This is a genomic window from Mesorhizobium sp. M0029 (assembly GCF_040323735.1).
Classification (GTDB): domain Bacteria; phylum Pseudomonadota; class Alphaproteobacteria; order Rhizobiales; family Rhizobiaceae; genus Mesorhizobium.
Genome location: NZ_JAMYVF010000001.1, coordinates 50,427 through 73,104, shown reverse-complemented (window position 1 = coordinate 73,104; position 22,678 = coordinate 50,427). Strand labels below are relative to the sequence as shown.

General features: G+C 61.7%; 23 protein-coding genes. 13 read left to right on the top strand and 10 right to left on the bottom strand.

Annotation, left to right across the window (positions count from 1 at the left end):
- Position 1: 1 nt before the first annotated feature.
- The 10 genes from NKJ76_RS00360 to NKJ76_RS00315 form a co-directional block, all read right to left on the bottom strand.
- The gene (locus tag NKJ76_RS00360; RefSeq protein ID WP_352536531.1) at positions 2-1,069 is read right to left on the bottom strand and encodes a protein kinase domain-containing protein; all 1,068 of its coding nucleotides are present in this window, start codon (positions 1,067-1,069) and stop codon (positions 2-4) included.
- Between the two features lie 21 nt (positions 1,070-1,090).
- Positions 1,091-1,357, bottom strand: coding sequence for a hypothetical protein (locus NKJ76_RS00355; RefSeq protein ID WP_352536530.1), 267 nt, complete (start codon positions 1,355-1,357; stop codon positions 1,091-1,093).
- Positions 1,358-1,365: 8 nt separating this feature from the next.
- The gene (locus NKJ76_RS00350; RefSeq protein WP_352536529.1) at positions 1,366-1,587 is read right to left on the bottom strand and encodes a ribbon-helix-helix protein, CopG family; all 222 of its coding nucleotides are present in this window, start codon (positions 1,585-1,587) and stop codon (positions 1,366-1,368) included.
- 664 nt (positions 1,588-2,251) lie between these two features.
- Entirely contained in the window at positions 2,252-2,539 is a 288-nt protein-coding gene (locus NKJ76_RS00345) for a DUF982 domain-containing protein (protein ID WP_031197745.1), read from the bottom strand.
- Between the two features lie 115 nt (positions 2,540-2,654).
- Positions 2,655-2,960, bottom strand: coding sequence for a DUF982 domain-containing protein (locus tag NKJ76_RS00340; protein WP_023701027.1), 306 nt, complete (start codon positions 2,958-2,960; stop codon positions 2,655-2,657).
- A gap of 181 nt (positions 2,961-3,141) precedes the next feature.
- Positions 3,142-3,606, bottom strand: a complete 465-nt coding sequence (locus NKJ76_RS00335) for an Hsp20 family protein (RefSeq protein WP_023671192.1) — start codon at positions 3,604-3,606, stop codon at positions 3,142-3,144.
- Positions 3,607-4,012: 406 nt separating this feature from the next.
- Complete coding sequence (locus tag NKJ76_RS00330; RefSeq protein WP_023710933.1) at positions 4,013-4,219, bottom strand: hypothetical protein; 207 nt, start codon at positions 4,217-4,219, stop codon at positions 4,013-4,015.
- Between the two features lie 81 nt (positions 4,220-4,300).
- Positions 4,301-5,269: a GDP-L-fucose synthase gene (fcl, locus tag NKJ76_RS00325; RefSeq protein ID WP_352536528.1), complete on the bottom strand. Its 969-nt coding sequence runs from the start codon at positions 5,267-5,269 to the stop codon at positions 4,301-4,303.
- Between the two features lie 9 nt (positions 5,270-5,278).
- The gene (gene gmd / locus NKJ76_RS00320) at positions 5,279-6,349 is read right to left on the bottom strand and encodes a GDP-mannose 4,6-dehydratase (RefSeq protein WP_352536527.1); all 1,071 of its coding nucleotides are present in this window, start codon (positions 6,347-6,349) and stop codon (positions 5,279-5,281) included.
- A 104-nt stretch (positions 6,350-6,453) separates the two neighbouring features.
- Positions 6,454-7,608 (bottom strand): dihydrodipicolinate synthase family protein, encoded by a 1,155-nt coding sequence (locus NKJ76_RS00315; RefSeq protein ID WP_352536526.1) that lies wholly within the window; start codon positions 7,606-7,608, stop codon positions 6,454-6,456.
- Between the two features lie 228 nt (positions 7,609-7,836).
- Between NKJ76_RS00315 and NKJ76_RS00310 the strand changes: the two genes are divergently transcribed.
- The 13 genes from NKJ76_RS00310 (at position 7,837) to NKJ76_RS00250 (ending at position 22,653) form a co-directional block, all read left to right on the top strand.
- Positions 7,837-8,895: a LacI family DNA-binding transcriptional regulator gene (locus NKJ76_RS00310; RefSeq protein ID WP_352536525.1), complete on the top strand. Its 1,059-nt coding sequence runs from the start codon at positions 7,837-7,839 to the stop codon at positions 8,893-8,895.
- Positions 8,892-9,908, top strand: a complete 1,017-nt coding sequence (locus NKJ76_RS00305) for a Gfo/Idh/MocA family protein (RefSeq protein ID WP_023691826.1) — start codon at positions 8,892-8,894, stop codon at positions 9,906-9,908. The genes NKJ76_RS00310 and NKJ76_RS00305 overlap by 4 nt, the downstream gene beginning before the upstream one ends.
- Positions 9,905-11,506 (top strand): acyl CoA:acetate/3-ketoacid CoA transferase, encoded by a 1,602-nt coding sequence (locus NKJ76_RS00300; RefSeq protein ID WP_352536524.1) that lies wholly within the window; start codon positions 9,905-9,907, stop codon positions 11,504-11,506. Before NKJ76_RS00305 ends, NKJ76_RS00300 begins: the two co-directional genes overlap by 4 nt.
- Positions 11,499-12,275, top strand: a complete 777-nt coding sequence (locus NKJ76_RS00295) for an enoyl-CoA hydratase/isomerase family protein (protein WP_352536523.1) — start codon at positions 11,499-11,501, stop codon at positions 12,273-12,275. Before NKJ76_RS00300 ends, NKJ76_RS00295 begins: the two co-directional genes overlap by 8 nt.
- Positions 12,276-12,285: 10 nt before the next feature.
- Positions 12,286-13,797 carry an aldehyde dehydrogenase family protein gene (locus tag NKJ76_RS00290; protein WP_023686432.1) on the top strand — a complete coding sequence of 504 codons (1,512 nt, stop codon included), beginning with the start codon at positions 12,286-12,288 and terminating at the stop codon, positions 13,795-13,797.
- 59 nt (positions 13,798-13,856) lie between these two features.
- Positions 13,857-15,110 carry an ABC transporter substrate-binding protein gene (locus tag NKJ76_RS00285; protein WP_027049809.1) on the top strand — a complete coding sequence of 418 codons (1,254 nt, stop codon included), beginning with the start codon at positions 13,857-13,859 and terminating at the stop codon, positions 15,108-15,110.
- 255 nt (positions 15,111-15,365) lie between these two features.
- The gene (locus NKJ76_RS00280; protein WP_352536522.1) at positions 15,366-16,316 is read left to right on the top strand and encodes a carbohydrate ABC transporter permease; all 951 of its coding nucleotides are present in this window, start codon (positions 15,366-15,368) and stop codon (positions 16,314-16,316) included.
- The gene (locus NKJ76_RS00275) at positions 16,313-17,272 is read left to right on the top strand and encodes a carbohydrate ABC transporter permease (protein ID WP_023671181.1); all 960 of its coding nucleotides are present in this window, start codon (positions 16,313-16,315) and stop codon (positions 17,270-17,272) included. The genes NKJ76_RS00280 and NKJ76_RS00275 overlap by 4 nt, the downstream gene beginning before the upstream one ends.
- A gap of 20 nt (positions 17,273-17,292) precedes the next feature.
- Entirely contained in the window at positions 17,293-18,408 is a 1,116-nt protein-coding gene (locus NKJ76_RS00270) for an ABC transporter ATP-binding protein (RefSeq protein ID WP_023671180.1), read from the top strand.
- Positions 18,409-18,413: 5 nt separating this feature from the next.
- Positions 18,414-19,916: a GMC oxidoreductase gene (locus NKJ76_RS00265; RefSeq protein WP_023686433.1), complete on the top strand. Its 1,503-nt coding sequence runs from the start codon at positions 18,414-18,416 to the stop codon at positions 19,914-19,916.
- Positions 19,913-20,674, top strand: a complete 762-nt coding sequence (locus NKJ76_RS00260) for a 3-ketoacyl-ACP reductase (protein ID WP_023671178.1) — start codon at positions 19,913-19,915, stop codon at positions 20,672-20,674. The genes NKJ76_RS00265 and NKJ76_RS00260 overlap by 4 nt, the downstream gene beginning before the upstream one ends.
- 12 nt (positions 20,675-20,686) lie before the next feature.
- Entirely contained in the window at positions 20,687-22,315 is a 1,629-nt protein-coding gene (locus tag NKJ76_RS00255) for a GMC family oxidoreductase (protein WP_352536521.1), read from the top strand.
- A 20-nt stretch (positions 22,316-22,335) separates the two neighbouring features.
- Positions 22,336-22,653, top strand: a complete 318-nt coding sequence (locus tag NKJ76_RS00250; RefSeq protein ID WP_023683219.1) for a Dabb family protein — start codon at positions 22,336-22,338, stop codon at positions 22,651-22,653.
- Positions 22,654-22,678: the final 25 nt, after the last annotated feature.

Genomic DNA, 22,678 nt, shown 5'->3' with positions numbered 1-22,678 from the left:
GCTAGTTTAAGCTCGATTTACGAAGCAGATCGAACAGCGCGATATACCTTTCAACCGAATATGGGTCGCCGTGAACATTACGCGATAGTGGGTGCCCCCGCAGGGAAGGATCGGGTTCACATAGTTGCTTTACAGCCTCTACGAACCGCTGAGAATGATTGGTCAAAGCGCCATCGGCATTAGCAGGAAGCTCGCGACGAAGACTCATCAGGGTATCAGCAAATGCTTGTCGCCAATACGGAAGAATGGCTTGAAATCCTCCGCCCCACTTATGGGGCTGGTGGACCTCAAGCATACGACTCAACACTGCTGGCGTTAGCATGGTGCCAGTCATAAAGAAGAAGGCCATGCTGCCAAGAAGATATAGGTCGCTAGCTCGTCGGCTTGCGAACACAATGGAACTCTCTTGCTCGAAGTCTGAATAGACAGTCTCAGGCGCAGCATACCGAGCATCTCCGATACACCCTTCACCATCGTGGAGGGCCGGATATGAAGGCGATGTCGCGCTACCAAGATCTCCTAGCTTTTGCAGGAGATCATCGAATACGAGCAAATTCGAAGGTTTTATGTCATTGTGCGAGACTGAGGCACCGTGCAGCTGGCTAACCGCCGTCGAGAGGTTATGAAGCGCCGTAAGACTCCAAGAAAAATCTAACCTTCGATTTATATTCATCTGCATCCGAGCATCACATTTAGCAAGCTCGAACACAATCCAGAACAAAGGCTGCCGTACACTTTCATAAACACGAAGATCATCACCATAATCAAGCGGCGTTACGACTCTGTCCATGTTACTGCCTTGGCAGTGGTTCAATATTGCTCTCTCGAATGTTTGCAACTCAGTTGCAGCGAATAAGCGGGCCAGCATATCGTCACCAGACGTCATCAGATCAATGTCTGAGGCCTTTAGAAAACCCAATGTCCCATCGCTGTGTTGAACACGATAACCAACAGAACACTTCTCTGTCGAATTTTGCTTGCTGTGTGAAAGCTTCTCTAGAACTCTCCATGCACCGGGCCGCTTCTTACCGGGAAGGTCCAGACCTTCTAAGGCCGTTGCAATGCTCATTCAAAAAACCCCCGAATCTTTTCAACTTGCGCGACTGCTGCTACTAAACACAAATCCAATTGCAGCACCAACCACCAGCGATATCAATCCGGTAGCCCACGATTTCAACTCATTATCCACTATGCATATGGATACAATCAAAAAACCGACACCAATCAATATTGCTGCGGCGGCAATTGCCACCGCAGCCTTAACCTTGATTAATTCAGGATCCGGATCAACTTCAACCTTGCCTGGCTCGATTACATCTTCGGAGGAGATAATATCCGGGTCTGAATTTCTATTCATTGGATCTCCTAATTATCTAAAATGCCAACGAGTTCTGCTTGAAGTGTGCTTGGATCTGATGTGAACCCCATATGGGTTCTACCAAGCGTCTTTTGCTTCTTATATGCCTTCAGCACCGAAAGCGCCCGACGAACTAACTCGGTTTTCGTGGTATCCTCATCGCGGGCTAGTTCGTCCAGCCAGTCTGCGATCTCTTGGCTAACTTCAACGTTCATCCGAACTTTTGCCATTTTTTCTGCTCCTTTTTTGTAGCCTGCGGGGGAATTGACCTGGGCTCATATAGCATTTAATGCACAAAAATCAACACCTATAATGTGCAAAAAAAGCACATAAATTGCTCTTACATAGCTGTCACGTGATCAATGACGTGCGCTAGAGTCTGCTTCTGAGCCTGTCGCCACAGCCAATCAGAGAGTGAGGAGTTGGGCTTGGCCTGACCGAGCAGTCGGTGCGAGTTTGGTTTAAGGTCACTGCCTCCTCCCTGCTATGACCCATGGTAGGCAAGCCTTTGCGCAGCCTGGCAGACGCCCTCCTCAGCTCTCCACCCAAAGGCATGGGGCGGCCTTTCATAGCGGCTTGCAGGACTGAGAGTCCCCCAATTGTCACCACATCTTCACGTCCCGTCTGGCGGCCCTCCCTGGCCGTCCTGAGCGATGGTGGCTTGCATTCGAGGACCGACCCATGTCAGGTGAGACATAAAAGGGAGGCATTGTGTCTCCCTACCTCGCCGAGAGCCAAGCGGCATATGGCTTTGAGACGATGGTGGGTAGCCCTGTCACGCCCACCATCCTTTCGATAACTTGGCCAAGCCCGTTTTTGGCGCACCCCTTCGACAACTTAGCCGGTAAGGCGGCCACCGCTTGTGGCAGCCGCCTCGTTCAAACGCGACGCGCTTTAGACGTGGTGCGGGCTTAGCGTCCTTGAAGGCGCAGGCTCGATGCCGTCCTCCATAAGAATATCCTTCTTGCGAGCGAACGCGACGAAGACGCCTCGTGCTGTCTCGGGTTCCACGTCACCAATCAGAGCGGCTTTGCAAGCGCGAATAGCAGCTCTCTGCTCCGGGCTGTTGCCACACCATTCGGATGCGAATTGATAGGCATCTGCGACCGTGTTGAGTTGGCGGGGAAAGCCTAAGCCCACCCACACCCGGACTGGCTTTTCAAAAGGTTTCGATAGCATCATGACCTCCTTCCCTAATGCATGTCACCCAGAAGTGTGCCGCGGGTCTGGGACAACGACATGCATCAAAACAAAGACTTAAAGCGTGTCGCATGAATCGGTTTCAGCGCGACGCGCTTTAGGCAGTCACTCCTCCGCCTTCGCCACCTCTGCCCATCATCCACGGCATTGTCGTGGATACTTCTTCCTCAAGGATTCTGGCTGCTTTCGCAAAACCGCTGAACGCGTCTCTGGCTGCGGAAAGCGGATAATCGCTATCGAAAGCTCGCTGGCAGGCCCGCAATGCGGTTTGGTGAATGGGGCCGCGCCTGTCCTTCGGCCACTCATAGAGGAACTCCAGAGCGTCCTCGAGACACGTGATTTCCTGAACAAGGTTGTCGCCGCTTTTCACGAAAACGGCGCTGTCAAACATCCGATCGTTCATATGATCCTCCAAATCGAACGAACCATTGAGTTCATGGTTTGCGCGGTCCAGGCCAACTGCGGGCGCGCGACAGATGCGCGCCAGTACGTCCTGCAGTGATCATCTTCGTTTCTCCGCAATCACAGCCTCCCGGCCGGAACCGGGAGGCGGACCCGCAGTTCAAAGTGACAGATCGACAGGATTACGCGGCTTTACGCGCGCGGTCCGTGTCTTGCGTGATCTGAGTGGCGGCCGTTGGCGTGTCGCCCACGCCGATGCTGATGCGGCGCGGTTTCAGCTCTTCGGGAATCTCACGGACGATGTCGATCGAGAGGAGGCCATTCTCCAGTTTGGCTGCCTTGATCTTCATGTGGTCGGCAAGCTTGAACGTCTGCCTGAAACTGCGATAGGCGATGCCCTGGTGCAGCAGCTGGCGTCCGCTCTGATCATCAGCCTTCTGGCCTACCACGACCAGTTCGGGTCCATGCTGGGTCAGCTCCACCTCATCCTGGCTGAAGCCTGCGATGGCCATCGAGATACGGTAATCGTTCTCGTCGACCTTCTCGATGTTATAGGGCGGCCAGTCCGGACGCGTGCCGCTGTCGAGCATGTCGAAAAGCCGGTCGAAACCGACGGTGGTCCGATAGAGGGTATCAAAGGTTCTCATAGCCACATCCTCCTTGAAGCAACATGGGTACAAGGACGCCGCCCCGTGCGGCGCCGCCATTTTTTGCCGAGCCTTATGGCCTTGGCGGAAATCGAATTAGGAGGCGCCCCAAATGAGTTCAAGAGCATCTCGAATTTTTTTTAGTAGCATCCTTCGCATCGACGGAAAGCGAAATCTGAGTTTCTACGGGACCTTCCCTTCGAACAGTCGAACAGCCCCTTGAAGTACAGATCCGGCGGGAAGTTTTCGCGCGATCTGCGCGACCGCATCGTCTACTGCCCCGCCGTCCCGTTTCGTATTCAAATGCCGGCCAGCAAGGAACCGGGTAGCGGCCTTCCGATCCGTAAATCCGCCCTGTCGGGGGCGAAACGTCCCGGCACGTGCCGGGACGTTTCTGGCTCGCGGATCACTGTGGCCGCGGATCGGGCCTGTCGGGCTTGTCATGAGGGGTGTTGTTGCCTTCACGGCACGGTGTGCCGATGCCGCAGCATTTGCCGTTGTAGGTGACACCGGGCTTGGTCTTCTCGCATTCCCTCGGCGGTGCCGTCTGACACCCTGCCAGCACCGAAACCGCGATGGCGGCGAGAAATGCGTTTCTTGAAGTGATAAACATTGACGTTCTCCTTGATGGACCGTGTTTGCTACACACCGCTTGGTCGCGGGCGGCAGCGAAATGGTTCAAGGAAAATTGGAATCAGGCCGCGCCGAGGCGGACACCACCCTTCCCAATATGGTTGAGAAACCACGCATATGTCTGTTCCAATCCACCGCGAAGCGCGTAGCGCGGGCGCCATCCCGTCGCAAACAGCCGCGAAACATCCATCAACTTGCGCGGCGTGCCGTCTGGCTTGGTCGTATCGAAGGCGATATCAGCCTCGAAGCCGGCGACCGATGCGACGGTCTGGGCAAGCTCGGCAATGGTGACATCCTCGCCCGAACCGACATTGACGTGGCTGTCGCCGGCATAATTCTTCAACAGCCAGACCAAGGCATCGGCGGCGTCGTCGACATGCAGGAATTCACGCCGTGGCGTGCCCGAGCCCCAGACCTCGAGGCTGTTGCCACCGCTCAGTGCCAGCGCATGCGCCTTGCGCATCAGCGCCGGTACGACATGGCTGGACTGGAGATCGAAATTGTCGCCAGGACCGTATAGGTTGGCCGGCATCGCCGAGATGTAGTCGACGCCATGCTGGCGCCGATAGGCCTGGCACAGTTTGAGCCCGGCGATCTTGGCGATCGCATACCATTCATTGGTGGGTTCGAGCGGACCGGTCAGCAGGGCGTCTTCCCTGATCGGCTGCGGCGCGAGCCTGGGATAGATGCAGGACGAACCGAGAAACAGCAGTTTGCCGACCTCGCTGCGAAAGGCGCCGTCGATGACATTGCCCTGCATGACCAAATTGTCCTGCAGGAAATCGACCGGGAACCGGTCATTGGCCAGGATACCGCCGACCTTGGCGGCCGCCATCACCACCGCATCCGGCCTGTGCTCGGCCATCCAGCGCTGCACCCCTGCCTGGTCGAGCAGGTCGAGCCTGTCGCGCGATATGGTGAGTATCTCGCAGTCCTCGCTCGCCAGCCGGCGCACGACGGCCGAACCGACCATGCCGCGATGCCCGGCGACGAAGACACGCTTGCCCTTCAGCTCAAATGTCGCGTCCATCGGCCTGCCTCACGCAGAACGGCTGTTCTGCCGCGTGCCGCCGGCCGCGCGCGCCAGATCGGCCTGCACCATTTCCGTCACCAGATCCCTGAAGCCGGTCGTGTGCGACCAGCCAAGTCTTGCCTTGGCCTTGGCGGGGTCACCGAGCAGCAGATCGACCTCGGTCGGCCGGAAATAGCGCGGATCGACGCGCACCACGACAGCGCCCGAACCGGCGTCGACACCGACCTCGTCGACACCCGAGCCTTGCCAGCGAATGCTGCGCCCGGTCTCGGCAAACGCCAGTTCGACGAATTCACGCACCGAATGCGCCTCGCCGGTCGCCAGCACGAAATCGTCGGCTTCACTGTGCTGCAGAATGCGCCACATGCCCTCCACATAGTCGCGCGCATGGCCCCAGTCACGCTTGGCGTCGAGATTGCCGAGATAGAGCGTGGCCTGAAGGCCGTGATGGATCGAGGCGACGGCCCGCGTGATCTTGCGGGTGACGAAGGTTTCGCCGCGTGTCGGGCTTTCGTGGTTGAACAGGATTCCGTTGGCGGCGAACATGCCGTAAGCCTCGCGGTAGTTGACCGTGATCCAGTAGGCGTAAAGCTTGGCCGCGGCATAGGGCGAGCGCGGATGGAAGGGCGTCGCCTCGCTTTGCGGGACCTCGCGCGCCTTGCCGTAAAGCTCCGACGTCGATGCCTGATAGAAGCGCACCGACTTCTCCAGGCGCAGGATGCGGATCGCCTCGAGCAGCCTGAGTGTTCCCAGCGCATCGGCATTGCCGGTGTATTCCGGCGTCTCGAAACTCACCTGGACATGACTCTGGGCGCCGAGATTGTAGATCTCGCCGGGCTGTGTCTCCTGCACCAGGCGAATAAGGTTGGTCGCGTCGGTCAGGTCGCCATAATGCAGGAAGAAACGCGCACCGCGCTCGTGCGGATCGACATAGATGTCGTCAACGCGCTCGGTGTTGAACGAGGACGAGCGGCGTTTGACGCCATGGACAATATAGCCCTTCTGCAGAAGCAATTCTGCGAGATAGGCCCCGTCCTGCCCGGTAACCCCGGTGATGAGCGCCACTTTTTCCGTCATTGCCGCTCCGTCCGCATCCAATCCCGGCAACCGAATACAGATTTGGCGCGAGAACGCAAATCCCCCATACGGGGGACAGGTTTCAGCCAGCGATTGTGTCGTTCTCAGGCACCTGCAATCGCGCAGAAATGCTTCATCCTGGCCAGCGCACGCTCGGGATCGGCGAGCAACCCTGCCTGGTCGGCAAGGCGGAAGATGTCGGCATAGTGCAGGATACCGCGCGCCGACTGCATGCCGCCGACCATGGCGAAATGGTCCTGATGGCCGTTGAGCCAGGCCATGAAGACGATGCCGGCCTTGTAATACTCGGTCGGCGCCTCGAAGATCTTGCGCGACAACGGCACGGTCGGCGCCATCAGCGCGTCATAGCCGGCGCGGTCTCCGTCAGCCAGTTTTGCGAGCGCCGCATTGGCGACCGGCGCGATGGCGTCGAAGATGCCGAGCAAGGCGTGCGAGTGCCGCTTCCCGTCGCCGGCAATCAGTTCGGGATAGTTGAAATCGTCGCCGGTGAACATGACGACGCCTTCCGGCAGCCGGTTGCGCAAGGCAACTTCCTTGCCGGCATCGAGCAGCGATATCTTTATCCCCTCGACCTTATTAGCATGGCGCTCGATGATGGCGACGACGGTGTCGAGCGCAGCCTCGAAATTCCCACTGCCCCAATATCCCTGCAACGCCGGATCGAACATGTCGCCCAGCCAGTGCAGGATGACCTTGCCGGATGCCTGGCTGAGGATGCGATCGTAGACCCTGATATAGTCGTCCGGATCTTTTGCGACCGTCGCCAGCGACCGGCTGGCCATCATGATCGCCTTGCCGCCCTCGCCTTCGATGAAGGTGAACTGCTCCTCATAGGCGGCGATCACATCGTCGAGCGTTCTGGCAGCGGCCGGCGCCAGATGATCGGTGCCCGCGCCCGAGGCGAGGTCTGCGCCTTCGACGCTGCGCGCCTCGGCGATCGAGCGGCGGATCAATTCCTGCGCATTCGCCCAGTCGAAACCCATGCCGCGCTGGGAGGTGTCCATCGCCTCGGCGATGCGGAAGCCAAGCCGCCACAAATGATGCCGAAACGCCATCGTCTTGTCCCAGTCGACCGCAGGCTTCGACCAGGGGTCGGTCATCGCGAAAGGGTCGGCGACGACATGGGCCGCGGCATAGGCGATGCGCGGGAAAACCGCACCGATTACGGGCTCGACCGGACTGCCCGCGAGCTTGTAGCTGACGCGGCCGCCATTCTGCGTAGGCAGGGTGATATCCATGGCAACCTCCGTTTCGGCATCCTATAAATGGAACGTTCCAATAAATCAATGAACTTTATGATTCCGGCGATTGAACCGGCCCAAACGTTCAATAAGGCGAAGAGTCCTTGCTGGGAACCACATTCATCACCTTTTCGATCTCCGCAAGAATCCCGATTGACTCTCGTTTGGCAGAGTGATTAGAACGTTCCAATAGATTTTCTCATTCAGGCGAAGGAAACCACCGACATGGCCAGCCGGGCCAAGGCAACGATCCTGGACATCGCCCGCGAGGCTGGTGTGTCCAAATCGACGGTGTCGCTTGTGCTGCAAGGCTCAGGGCTGATCCGGCCTGAAACCGCGGTCAAGGTTCGCAAGGCGATCGAGGATGTCGGCTATGTCTACAACCGCGGCGCCGCCAATCTGCGCAAAGCCCATTCCAACGTCATCGGCATGGTCATCAACGATCTCACCAACCCCTTTTTCGCCGAGCTGGCGGTCGGCATGGAGCGCGTCTTCCAGTCGGCCGGCATCGTGCCCTTCATCGCCAACACGGCGGAGAACCCGGTGCGCCAGGAAGAAGTGCTGAAGTCGCTGATGGAACAGGGCGTCGCAGGCCTGATCGTGTCACCGGCACGCGGCACCACGCCGGGCGCCTTCCGTCGCCTCGAGATGGCGGGCGTGCCGGTCGTCTTCGCCATGCGCCGCCTGCCGGACAGCCGCATCCCGGTGATCGCTCCTGACAACCATCGCGGCGCGTATCTCGCCGCCGCCCATCTGATCGGCAAGGGCCATCACCGGCTGGCCTTCTTCGGCGGCACCTCCGACCTGATCGTCTATCAGGAGCGCCTGGGCGGTTTTCGTGAAGCTTGCGAAACATTGGGCATCGCCAGGCGCGACGTGCTTGTCGTCGAAGGCGAGACCAGCCGCAGGGGCGGCATCGCGTGCCTGGAAACCGCCCTTGCCATGGCCGAGCCGCCGACGGCGGCGCTGTGCTTCAACGACGCCGTCGCCTTCGGCGTCATGCTGGCGCTGCGCAAGCGCGGGCTGGAGCCCGGCGCGGACTTTGCCGTCGTCGGCTTCGACGACGTGGTCGAGGCCGAGCATTATATGCCGGCGCTGACCAGCGTCTCGGTCGACACACCCGGCCTCGGCGAACGCGCCGCCCACGTCATGCTGAAGATGATCCAGTCGCGCACCACGCATGCCGAGGACCATATCGGCGCCGTCAATCTGGTCGTCAGGGACAGCTGCGGTCCCGGTCGCCGAGCCCAGAACACATCAGCAGGAATGGGAGACGCAGCATGAGCGTCAGATGGGGACTGATCGGCGCCAGCACGATCGCCAAACAGTTCATGATCAACGCAATCCGCGCGCAAGAGAGTGGCGAGATCGCGGCGGTGATGAGCTCCAGTCCGCAGCGCGCCAAGACTTATGCCGCGGAACAGAATATTCCGCTTGCCGTCTCGACGCTGGACGACCTGCTCGGCGCCGAAATCGACGCCGTCTACATCTCGACCACCAATGAACTGCATCTCGAACAGGCATTGGCTGCGATCAAGGCGGGAAAGCATGTTCTGTGCGAAAAGCCGCTGGCGCTGAACAGCGCCGACGCGCGCACAATGGTCGCCGCCGCCAAGGAAGCCGGTGTCGTGCTTGGCACCAATCATCATCTGCGCAATGCCGGCGCCCACCGCGCCATGCGCGACGCCATATCAGCCGGCCATATCGGCAAGCCGATTGCCGCGCGCGTCTTCCATTCCGTCTATTTGCCGGAAAACCTGCAGGGCTGGCGCATTACCAAGCCTGAGGCCGGCGGCGGCGTGGTGCTCGACATCACCGTGCATGATGCCGACACGCTGCGCTTCGTGCTCGGCGACGACCCGGTCGAGGTCTCCGCCTTCACCCAGTTGGCCGGCATGGCCAGCAGCGGGCTGGAAGACGGCGCCATGTGCATCTGGCGCTTCGGGTCGGGCATCATCGCCCAGTCGCATGAAGGCTTCACAACCAAGTTCGCCGATACCGGCTTTGAGGTGCATGGTTCCGAAGGTTCGCTGATCGCAAAAAATGTGATGACGCAGAAGCCGGTCGGTTCGGTGCTGCTACGCACCGCCAAGGGCGAGGAGGAACTGAGCTTCGACCGCGAAGACCTCTACGTCAGGTCGCTGCGCCAGTTCCATGCCGCTATTAGCGGCGCGGGCCAGCCCTCCGCAACCGGCGAGGACGGCGTCTGGTCACTAGCCTGCGCCGAAGCAGCGTTGCTGTCCGGGAAATCCGGCAAGGCGGTTGCCATCGAGCCGAAACTCGGGAGCGCCAAGTGAGCAAGCTCGTCTCCGCTCAGCAGGCCGCCAGCCTCATCAAGGACGGCATGACCGTCTCCGTCTCGTCATCGAGCGGCCTCGGCTGCCCGGATGCCGTGCTGGCTGCCATCGGCGAGCGCTTCGACGCTGAAGGCCATCCGAAAAATATCACCACGCTGCATCCGATCGCCGCCGGCGACATGTATGGCATCAAGGGCATCGACCATCTGGCTAAGCCTGGCCTGTTGAAGCGCACGCTCTGCGGCTCCTATCCCTCGGGCCCCTCCTCGTCCGAGCCGCCGCAGATATGGAAGATGATCGGCGACAATTCGGTCGCCGCCTACAATGTGCCGTCCGGCATCCTGTTCGACATGCACCGCGAAGCTGCCGCCAAGCGGCCGGGCGTGCTGACCAAGGTCGGCCTTGACACTTTTGCCGACCCGCGCCACCAGGGCTGCGCCATGAACGCGGCTGCAAGCGAGCCGATCGTCTCGGTGCAGCAGTTCGACGGCGAGGAATGGCTCTATTTCCGCTCGATCGTGCCCAACATTTCGATCATCCGCGCCACCACCGCCGACGAGCGCGGCAACCTGACCTATGAACATGAAGGCGCCTATCTCGGCGGCCTCGAACAGGCGCTTGCCGCGCGCAACAATGGCGGCATCGTCATTGCGCAGGTCAAGCGCGTCGTCGAGAACGGCACGCTGAAGCCGCATGACGTGCGCGTGCCCGGCGTGCTGGTAGACCACATCGTGGTGGCGCCGGACCAGTTGCAGACGACGCTGACGCCTTACGACCCGGCGATTTCGGGCGAGATCTTCCGCCCGCTGTCAAGCTTTCGCAACGCCGAAATGAACATCCAGAAAGTAATCGCGCGCCGCGTCGCCATGGAGTTGCGCGATGGCATGGCCGTCAATATCGGCTTCGGCATCTCGGCCAACGTGCCGCGTATCCTTCTCGAGGAAGGCCAGCACGGCAAGGTCACCTGGGTGATCGAGCAGGGCGCGGTCGGCGGCGTGCCGCTGCTCGACTTCAAGTTCGGCTGCGCTTCCAACGCCGAGGCGATCATGCCCTCGCCGCACCAGTTCATCTATTTCCAGGCCGGCGGCTTCGATGCCTCGCTGCTCTCCTTCTTGCAGATCGACCGCCATGGCTCCGTCAACGTGTCGAAACTCTCGGCCCGGCCACATGTCACCGCCGGGGCCGGCGGCTTTGTCGACATCACGGCACGGGCGAAAAAGATCGTCTTCTCCGGCTTCTTCAATGCCGGCGCCAAGCTTTCGCTCGCCGATGGCGGCATCCGCATCGACGCGGAAGGCAAGGTCAAGAAGGTCGTCAACGAGGTCGAACACATCTCCTTCTCCGGCAAGCGCGCCGTCGCTCAAGGCCAGGACATCACCTACGTCACCGAGCGTTGTGTGATGAAGCTGACGCCGGACGGTCTGATGGTGACGGAACTGGCGCCTGGCATCGACCTCGAACGCGATGTGCTGGCGCAGTCCGAAACACCGCTCGGCGTCGCCAACGACCTCAAGGTGACACCGGCGGCGCTGTACCAGGATCGGCCGATCGGCCTGTCGCTGAATGGTGGCGCTTCGCTCGGAGGCGCGCATGGCTGAGCGCCTCGTCACCTTCGAGCAGGACGGCGCCATCGGTATCGTCACGCTGCGCCGGCCGGAGAAGTTCAACGCGCTGGACATTCCAATGCTGCGCGCGCTCGAGACAGCGCTCGACGAAGCCGAAATGGCTGAAGGCGTGCGCGTCGTGCTGATCCGCGGCGAAGGCAAGGGCTTTTGCGCCGGCGGCGATGTCGAGGCCTGGGGCGAGATGAGCGCTGCCGACTTTCAGGTGCAATGGGTGCGTTATGGCCACCGCGTCTTCGACCGACTGGCGCGGCTGCGGCAGCCGACCATCGCCGTGCTTTCCGGCCATGCGTTGGGTGGCGGGCTGGAGCTGGCAGTCGCCTGCGACTTCCGTGTCGCCGAAACGCAGGTGAAGCTCGGCTTTCCCGAGACATCGATCGGCGTCGTCCCCGGTTGGTCCGGCACGCAGCGCGCCGTGCGCCGCTTTGGGGCCCAGATCGTGCGCCGCATGGCACTCGGCGGCGAGCTCTTTGCCGCCTCCGACGCGCTTGCACTCGGCGTCGTTGACCGCGTGGTCGAGACCGGCCAGGCGCTGGCAGAGGCCAGGATTTGGGCCGAAAAAATCACCGAACGGGGGCCGCTCGCAACTGAAGCCGCCAAGCTGATGATTGCGGTCGCCGAAGGCGAGGAAAGCGCCGCCGCCACCGAGGCGCTCGCCAGCGGCTTCATTGCGCGGACCGGCGACCTCAAAGCCGGCGTGAGCGCCTTCAAGGCCAAGCAGAAGCCGGCCTTTTCAAGATCCTAGAGAAAGCATGATGAACGCACCGCTCAACATTTCCATGCCGGCCGAGGCGTCCAAGGCGCCGAAGGCTTACAAGCTCCTGATCGACGGCAAGCATGTCGATGCCCGTGACGGCCGCACGATTGCGCGCAACAGCCCCGGCCATGGCTTCACCGTTTCGCGCTATGCGCAGGCCGGCGAGGCCGAGGTGGAGGCGGCCATGCAGGCCGCGCACAAGGCATTCGAGACCGGCCCGTGGCCGCGCACGAAGGCGGCCGAGCGCGCCGCGATCTTGCTCAAGACGGCTGACCTGATCGAGGCCCAGCTCGAAGACATCGCCCGCCTCGATGCGCTGGAATCCGGCAAGCCGATCGCCCAGGCACGCGGCGAGATCGGCGGCGCCGTCGACATCTGGCGCTATGCCGCCTCGCTCGCCCGCACGCTGCACGGCGAGAGTTACGCCAATCTCGGCGACGCCATGCTGGGCGTGGTGCTGCGCGAGCCGATCGGCGTCGTCTCGATCATCACCCCGTGGAATTTCCCGTTCCTGATCGTCAGCCAGAAACTGCCCTTCGCGCTCGCCGCCGGCTGCACCGCGGTGGTCAAGCCGAGCGAAATGACCTCGGCCTCGACCTTCGTGCTCGGCGACATCCTGATGCAGGCCGGCCTGCCCGCGGGCGTCGTCAACATCCTGGCCGGCCTCGGCGCCGATGTCGGGGGGCCGATGGTCAGCCATCCGCTGGTCGAGATGGTGTCGTTCACCGGCTCTACCCGCGTCGGCAAGATGACCATGGCTTCCGCCGCGCAGTCGCTGAAGAAAGTCTCGATGGAGCTCGGCGGCAAGAACGGCCAGATCGTCTTCCCCGATGCCGATCTCGAGGCGGCCGCTGACGCAGCAGTGTTCGGCGGCTTCTTCAACGCCGGCGAATGCTGCAATGCCGGCAGCCGGCTGATCGTGCATGAAGCCATCGCCGACGATTTCCTCTCCACTGTCAAGGCCCTGACCGCCAAGGTAACGGTCGGGGACCCACTCGACGACCGAACCAAGGTTGGCGCGATGATTTCCGCCGACCATCTGACCAAGGTGGCGGATTACGTCGTGGCGGCAGCAAAAGACGGCAGCAATGTCTATACCGGTGGCGGCCAATTGGCGTCCAATGCCGGCCAGTACCTCGATCCGACCATCATCCGCGGCGTTACCGAAGACATGGCTATTGCGCGCGAGGAAGTGTTTGGCCCGGTGCTCTCCGTGCTGACTTTTGGATCGATTGAAAAGGCGTTGCACATCGCCAACAACACGCCCTATGGTCTGTCTGCAGGGGTGTGGAGCGCCAGCATCGACACTTGTATGTCGGTGGCGCGTGGTGTGCGTTCGGGGACCGTTTGGGTGAACACATTCATGGAAGGCTTTCCCGAGTTGCCATTCGGGGGCTACAAGCAGTCCGGCATCGGACGCGAACTCGGCAAACGCGCTGTCGAGGATTATACCGAGGAAAAGACAATCCAGTTTCATCGCGGCCAGCGCACCGGTTGGTGGGTCGGCTGAGTTTGGAAGAACCCGGTGGGGCTTCCACCGGTCGTGTAATGCAACAAGGGAGGTAGAACATGTTGCGCAAACTGCTTATCGGAACGGCTCTGGCGACGGCCTTTGCTTTCTCGGCCCATGCCGAGGACGTCAAGGAAGTGCAGATGCTGCATTGGTGGACGTCGGGCGGCGAAGCGGCTGCTCTCAACGTCCTCAAGGGCGACCTTGCCAAGGAAGGCTATGCCTGGAAGGACGTGCCGGTGGCCGGTGGTGGCGGCGACGCCGCCATGACTGCGCTGAAGGCGATGGTCGCGGCCGGCAATTACCCGACCGCGTCGCAGATGCTCGGCTACACCGTGCTCGACTATGCGGCGGCCGGCGTGATGGGCGACCTGACCGAGACGGCGAAGAAGGAAGGCTGGGACAAGTCGGTTCCGGCAGCCCTGCAGAAGTTCTCCGTCTATGACGGCAAGTGGGTCGCTGCTCCGGTCAACGTCCACTCCGTCAACTGGCTGTGGATCAACAAGGCGGTGATGGACAAGATCGGCGGCACCGAGCCAAAGACCTTCGACGACTTCGTCGCCCTGCTCGACAAAGCCAAGGCGGCTGGCGTCATTCCGCTCGCCCTTGGCGGCCAGAACTGGCAGGAAGCCACCATGTTCGACTCGGTTGTGCTGTCGACCGGCGGACCTGAGTTCTACAAGAAGGCCTTCAACGACCTCGACGACGAGTCCCTCAAGTCGGACACGATGAAGAAGTCGTTCGACAACCTCGCCAAGCTCGTCACCTATGTCGACCCGAACTTCTCGGGCCGCGACTGGAACCTTGCCACCGCCATGGTCATCAAGGGCGATGCCCTGGTGCAGGTGATGGGTGACTGGGCCAAGGGCGAGTTCAACGCCGCCAAGAAAACGCCGGGCACCGACTTCCTGTGCTATCGCTTCCCGGGCACGGAAGGCTCGGTGGTCTACAACTCCGACATGTTCGGCATGTTCAACGTTCCGGACGACCGCAAGGCCGCCCAGGTCGCGTTGGCCACCGCCACCCTGTCGAAGAGCTTCCAGTCGGCCTTCAACGTCGTCAAGGGTTCGGTTCCCGCCCGTACCGACGTTCCGGACACCGACTTCGACGCGTGCGGCAAGAAGGGCATCGCCGACCTGAAGGCTGCCAACGAAGGCGGCACACTGTTCGGCTCGCTTGCCCAGGGCTATGGCGCGCCTCCGGCGGTCGCCAATGCCTACAAGGACGTCGTTTCGAAGTTCGTCCATGGTCAGATCAAGACCTCGGACGAAGCCGTGACCGAACTGGTCAAGGCAATCGACGACGCCAAGTAAGCGCTGGCCAGAAACACACCTTCCCCGCTTCGGCGGGGAAGGTGTCACCTAAGGATTGGCCAGCTGGCGCAATTCCAGGAAAAGTGTGAGCGGTTTTCCGGCCGGAATTGCGTGAAAGAAAGAGTTAGAGAGGTTCGCCGTTTCCGTGAAACGGTGAAAGCGCTCTTGAACACCATGCCGACCAGAGACCCGTATGCACGGGGCCGCCTTGCCTCCTGACGGCAGAGCACGGACGACCCTAACGGGAGGAGCCTCATGAGCTGTGTAGCGACAACCCAGATCAAGCTGACACCCGAGCGGTCTCGCCCCTCCGTGCGCGCGCGACTGCAGGACGCGCTGCCGAAGATCGTGCTGGCGCCGAGCTTCGCCATCACCATCGTCTTCGTCTATGGCTTTATCCTGTGGACGGTCTATCTGTCCTTCACCAATTCCAAGACCTTCCCGTCCTATGTCATTACCGGACCACGCGCGTATCTACGGCTATGGGGCTGGACGTTCGACTCCGACCCGCCATCGAGCTGGTACACGTCGATCGTCAATATGGGCATTTTCGGTTTTCTCTACATCGCCATCTGCCTGGCGCTCGGCCTGTTCCTGGCCATCCTGCTCGACCAGAAGATCCGCGGCGAAGGCGTGCTGCGGCCGATCTATCTCTACCCGATGGCGCTGTCCTTCATCGTCACCGGCGTTGCCTGGAAATGGTTCCTCGACCCGGGCCTCGGTCTTGAGCAGACCTTGCATCAGTGGGGCTGGACGAGCTTCCATTTCGACTGGATCAAGAACAAGGATTTCGTCATCTACACGGTGGTCATTGCCGGCGTCTGGCAGGCCTCCGGCTTCATCATGGCGATGTTCCTGGCCGGCCTGCGCGGCATCGACGGCGAGATCATGAAGGCGGCGCAGATCGACGGTGCCACCACCTTCCAGCTCTATCGCCGCATCGTCATTCCGCTGCTGCGGCCAATCTTCCTGTCGGCCTTCATCGTGCTCGCCCACCTCGCCATCAAGTCGTACGATCTGGTGGTGGCGCTGACCAGCGGCGGCCCCGGTGGCTCGGCCTGGCTGCCGTCCAACTTCATGTATGAGTACACGTTCAAGCGCAACGAAATGGCTGTCGGCTCGGCCAGTGCCGTGATCATGCTGATGACCATCGTTGCCATCATCGTGCCTTATCTCTATTCGGAACTCAGGGAGAAGCCGCGATGAGCGCTGTCGCCACCCCTGCCCGCCCCGCTGCTTCCCAAAAGGCCTCCGGCGGCATGAGCACCAAGACCCTCAACCGTATCGTCATCTACGGGCTTCTAGCGCTGTTTGCGCTGTTTTATCTGATGCCGCTGTTCGTCATGCTGGTGACCTCGTTCAAGACCATGGACGAGATCCAGAACGGCAACATGCTGGCGTTGCCCACGGCGCCGACCTTCGACCCGTGGCTGAAGGCCTGGGGCGAGACCTGCGTCGGCCTCACCTGCGCCGGCATCAAGGGCTATTTCTGGAACTCGATCAAGATGGTGGTTCCAGCCGTACTGATCTCGACCATGCTCGGCGCGCTCAACGGCTACGTCTTGACCAAATGGCGCTTTCGCGGCGCCACGCTGGTGTTCGGGCTGATGCTGTTTGCCTGCTTCATTCCGTTCCAGTCGGTGCTGCTGCCGATGGCGACCATCCTCGGCAGCCTGGGACGTTTCGGCGTGAAGCTGCAGAATGCGACGGGTACGAGTTTCGGTCTCGGCAATCCGACGGTCAACCTGGTCTTCGTCCATGTCGTCTACGGCATCGGCTTCACCACGCTGTTTTTCCGCAACTATTACGAGGCGTTCCCGAACGAACTGATCAAGGCGGCGCAGGTCGACGGCGCCTCCTTCTTCCAGATCTTCCGCCGCATCATGCTGCCGAACTCGATGCCGATCTTCGTCGTCACCGTCATCTACCAGTTCACCAACATCTGGAACGACTTCCTGTTCGCTTCGGCTTACGCCGGCACAGGCGACTCCATGCCGATGACGGTGGCGCTCAACAACGTCGTCAACACCTCGACCGGCGTCGTCGAATACAACGTCAACATGGCGGCCGCGATGATCGCGGCTCTGCCCACTCTGATCGTCTATGTCGTCGCCGGCCGCTATTTCGTGCGCGGGCTGATGGCTGGCGCGGTCAAGGGCTGATCAATTCGGAAGGAACGACCATGGCTTTTCTGGAAATTGATGGGCTGAAGAAGCGCTTCGGGAATGTCGAGATCCTGAAGGGCATCGATGTCGAGCTCGAAAAGGGCGGCTTCCTGGTGCTGGTCGGCCCGTCCGGCTGCGGCAAGTCCACCTTGCTCAACACGATTGCCGGCCTGGAGCAGATCACCGAGGGCGAAATCCGCGTCGACGGCCGCGCCATCAACGATCTGCACCCATCCAAGCGCGACATCGCCATGGTGTTCCAGAGCTATGCGCTCTATCCGAACATGACGGTGGCCGGAAACATCTCCTTCGGCATGGAGATGCGCGGCGTGCCGGCCGACGAACGCCAAAAGGCGATCGACAAGGTGGCCAAGGTCCTGCAGATCGGCCACCTCCTGCAGCGCAAGCCGAGCCAGCTTTCCGGCGGCCAGCGCCAGCGCGTCGCCATGGGCCGGGCGCTGGTGCGCGACCCCAAGCTGTTCCTGTTCGACGAGCCTTTGTCCAACCTCGACGCCAAATTGCGCGTCGACATGCGCATCGAGATCAAGCGCCTGCATGCCACCACCGGCACAACCATCGTCTACGTCACCCACGACCAGATCGAGGCGATGACGCTGGCTACCAAGATCGCCGTCATGCGCGACGGCGAGGTGCAGCAGTTCGGCACCCCGGCCGAGATCTACAACAACCCGACCAATTTGTTCGTCGCCGACTTCATGGGTTCGCCAGCGATGAACCTGATCCCGGCGACCATTGCCACGTCGGGCAATGCGCTGTCCGTCGTGTTGGAGCGCGAGGCGCGCGAGCCGATCACGCTGCCGATGGCCAACGCGCCGGCGGGTCTTTCGGCATTCCAGGGCAAGCCGATCATCTTCGGCGTGCGCCCGGAAGCGCTGACCGATCCGGAAGGTGCGGAACGCAACGCCTCCAACATTGCCACTGCCGACCTGCACATCGAAGTGGTCGAGCCGGCAGGGTCCGACACGTTCGCGGTGACCAACCTCGGCGGCAAGGGCGTGGTGGCGCGGTTGCGGGCCGACGCCAACATCCAGCCGGGCACCAGCACGCCGCTCGCCTTCAACCTGACCAAGGCCGTGTTCTTCGATCCGGCGACCGAACACCGCATCCGCTGATCGAGATGGTCAGCCCCGATATCGTCATCATCGGCTCCGGTATCGGCGGCGCTACGATCGCCTCCGGTCTGGCGGGCAGCGGTGCCTCGATCCTGATGCTGGAGCGCGGTGAGCCCTTGACGGCAACGCCGCATGCCCGCGACACGCGCTCCATTTTCGTCGACGGCCACTACCGTCCGAAGGAGATGTGGCGCGAGGCCGGCGGTGCGGCCTTCAACCCCGGCAATTACTACTATGTCGGCGGCAATTCGAAATTCTATGGCGCGGTGCTGATCCGCTACCGCAAAGAGGATTTCGCCGCCATGGAGCACTTCGGTGGCGTCTCGCCGGCATGGCCGTTTTCCTACGATGAATTCGAGCCTTGGTATTCGAAAGCCGAGCAGCTGTTTCGCGTCCGCGGTTCACTCGGCGAGGACCCGACCGAACCGTTCCACTCCATCCCCTATGCCTTCAAGCCGGTGCCCGACGAGGCGCCGATTGCGCGCGCCCGCGCCGAGCTGAAGGGACTGGGCCTGCACCCCGCCTCGCTGCCGCTCGGCGTCGACATCGACACCTGGCTGAAAGGGGGCAAGACCGGCTGGGACGCATTCCCCAACACCGCCCAGGGCAAGGTTGATGCGCAGACCGGACCGCTGACGGCTGCACTTAAGGACAGCAATATCCGACTCGAAACCGGCTGCCATGTCGAATATCTCGAAGCGTCGTCCGACGGCAAAAGCATCGCTGCCGTTCACTACCGTCAGAATGGCGAGATGAAGAAAGTCGCGCCGAAGCTGGTCATTCTGTCGGCCGGCGCGGTCAATTCCGCCGTCATCCTGCTGCGCTCGCCTTCACCAGATGGCAAAGGCCTCGCCAACCGCTCCGACCAGGTCGGCCGCAATTTCATGAACCATAATTCGAGCGCCATGCTGGCGATCGATCCGCGCCGCAGGAACGACAGCGTCTACCAGAAGACGCTGATGCTGAATGACTACTATCTCTCCGACGGCAAAGGCGGCAAGCCGCTCGGCAACGTCCAGCTGCTCGGCAAGATCGACGGCAACATGTTGAAGGCCAACGTCAAACGCGTGCCGAAATTCGCGCTCGATTACATGGCCGGTCACGCCGTCGACTGGTATCTGATGTGCGAGGATCTACCCGATCCGGAAAGCCGCATCATGGTCGACGGCAAGGACATCGTCATGCAATGGCGGCGCTCCAACATGCAGTCGCTGGACGGGCTGACCAGGGTGATGCGTGAGAACTTCCGCGCCTGCGGTTATCCCATCGTGCTGTCGCGTCCCTTCGACAAGCGCACGCCCTCGCACCAGTGCGGCACGGTGAAAATGGGCGACCATCCGGCGACGTCGCCGCTCGACCCTTTCTGCCGCGCCTTCGACCACCCGAACCTGTTCGTTGTCGACGCCAGTTTTTTGCCGAACTCGGCCGCCGTGAATCCGGCGCTGTCGATTGCGGCACAGGCGCTGCGCGTGGCCGAGCATATTCGCCGAACGGACCTCGCGGCATGACCCGCCCCGCAGCAATCGTCACCGGCGGTGCGCGCGGCATTGGGCTCGCCTGCGCCGAGGCGCTGGCCGGGGACGGCTTCGACATTTTGATCGCCGACCTTGCCGAACAAGCGCCGGACGAACTGGCCGCCAACATCACCGCACGGGGTGCGGAGTTCGCCTATGTCCGTTGTGATATCGCCAACCTCGAGGATCACACGGCCCTCGTCGACGCCGCCATACGTGCCTTCAGCCGCATCGACTGCCTCGTCAACAATGCCGGCATCGGCGCCGTGGTGCGCGGCGATCTGCTGGAGCTGAAGCCCGAGAATTTCGACCGTGCGCTGGACGTCAATTTGCGCGGCACAGTCTTCCTTAGCCAGGCCGTCGCCAAGGCGATGCTGGCGGCTCCCAGCAATCATCCGCGCTCGATCATCACCATCACCTCGGTCAGCGCCGATATGGCCTCGCCGGAACGCGCCGACTACTGCATCTCGAAAGCCGGCCTTTCGATGTGGGTGAAGAACCTGGCGCTACGGCTTGCGCCGGAAAACATCGGCGTGTTCGAACTGCGGCCGGGCATCATTCGCACCGACATGACCGCGAGCGTATCAGCCAAATACGACGCGCTTATCGACAGCGGCCTGGTGCCGGCAAAACGCTGGGGCGAAGCATCGGACATCGGCGCCGTGGTGGCGACGCTTGCCGCCGGCAAGCTCGGCTTTTCCACAGGCTCGATTATCAATGTCGACGGCGCGCTCTCCGTGCCTCGACTGTAGGTGGATAGGGTTATGACCGACTACATCATCGTAGGTGCCGGCCCGGCCGGCTGCGTTCTGGCCAACCGGCTGAGCGAGGATCCAGCGAACTCCGTGCTGCTGCTCGAGGCCGGCGGCAAGGACTGGCACCCCTACATCCACATGCCGGCGGGCTTTGCCAAGATGACCAAGGGCATCGCTTCCTGGGGCTGGTCGACCGTGCCGCAGAGGCACATGCAGAACCGCGTCTTCTGGTATACGCAGGCGAAGGTGGTCGGCGGCGGCTCGTCCATCAATGCCCAGATATACACGCGCGGCAACGCTCGCGACTACGACGCATGGGAGAAGGAAGAGGGCCTCGCGGGCTGGGGCTATCGCGACGTGCTGCCCTATTTCAAGCGCGCCGAGAACAACCAGCGCTTCGCCAACGATTTTCACGGCGACCAGGGGCCGCTCGGCGTGTCGAACCCGATTTCGCCGCTGCCGATTTGCGAGGCCTATTTCCGCGCCGGCCAAGAGATGGGCATCCCCTTCAACCCGGATTTCAACGGCGCTAGCCAGGAAGGCGTCGGCTACTACCAGCTGACCCAGAAGGACGCCCGGCGCTCATCCGCTTCGGTCGCCTATTTGAAGCCCATCCGCGCCCGCAAGAACCTGACGGTCCGAACCGATGTGCTGGTCACCCGCATCGTCGTCGAGAAAGGCCGCGCCACCGGCGTCGAGATCGTCGACAAACCCGGCGGCGAGAAGACCATCATGCGCGCCGAGCGCGAAGTGATCGTCTCGTCCGGCGCCATCGGTTCGCCGAAGCTGTTGATGCAGTCGGGCATCGGCCCGGCTGATCACCTGAAATCGGTCGGCGTGACGCCGGTGCATGATCTGCCCGGTGTCGGCTCCAACATGCAGGACCATCTCGATTTGTTCGTCATCGCCGAATGCACCGGCGACCACACCTATGACAACTACGCCAAGCTGCACCGCACCGCGTGGGCCGGCTTGCAGTATCTGCTGCTGAAGAAAGGGCCGGTCGCCTCCAGCCTGTTCGAGACCGGCGGCTTCTGGTACGCCGATCCGACCGCCGCCTCGCCCGACATCCAGTTCCATCTGGGACTCGGCTCCGGCATCGAGGCCGGCGTCGAGAGGTTGCAGAACCCCGGCGTGACCTTGAACTCGGCCTTCCTGCGCCCGCGCTCGCGCGGCACGGTGCGGCTGAGCAGCGCCGACCCGGCCGACCACCCGCTGATCGATCCCAACTATTGGTCGGACCCTTATGACCGCGCCATGTCGATCAAGGGCCTCAGGCTTGCGCGCGAGATCATGCGGCAGAAGGCGCTTGCACCTTACGTGTTGCGCGAGGTGCTGCCCGGACCATCGCTCGCCAGCGACGACGAGCTGATCGACTATGCCTGCCGCACCGCCAAGACCGACCATCACCCCGTGGGCACCTGCCGCATGGGCCATGACGATATGGCGGTGGTCACACCGGACCTGCGCCTGCGCGGCATCGAGGGCCTGCGCGTCTGCGATGCCTCGGTGATGCCGCGCGTGCCTTCCTCCAACACCAATGCGCCGACCATCATGGTCGGCGAAAAAGGCGCCGACATCATCCTCGGCCGCGAGCCGCTTCCGCCGGCGGTGTTCTCCGGCAATCGGGCCGCATAGCCACTTAGGAGAACGAACCAATGATCAGACACTGCGTCTTCGTACGCTTCCGCAGCGATGTGCCCGCCACCGAGCGCACGGCAATCCACGCCGATCTCGAAGCACTGCGCTCTGTTGTCGACGGCATGGACACGGTCCATTTCAGCACCAATGTCAGCCCGGAGCCGTTCGCGCGCGGCTTCAGCCATGCCTTCACCATCGACTTCCGCGATGCCGCCGCCCGCGACGCCTATCTCGTGCATGAAGCGCATCAGCGCGCCGGCGCCCGATTGGTCGCAGCGCTCGAAGGCGGCACCGACGGGCTGATGGTGTTCGATCTCGACATTACGAAAAAGTGACCGCGCTTCTTTCGAAAGCCGGCTG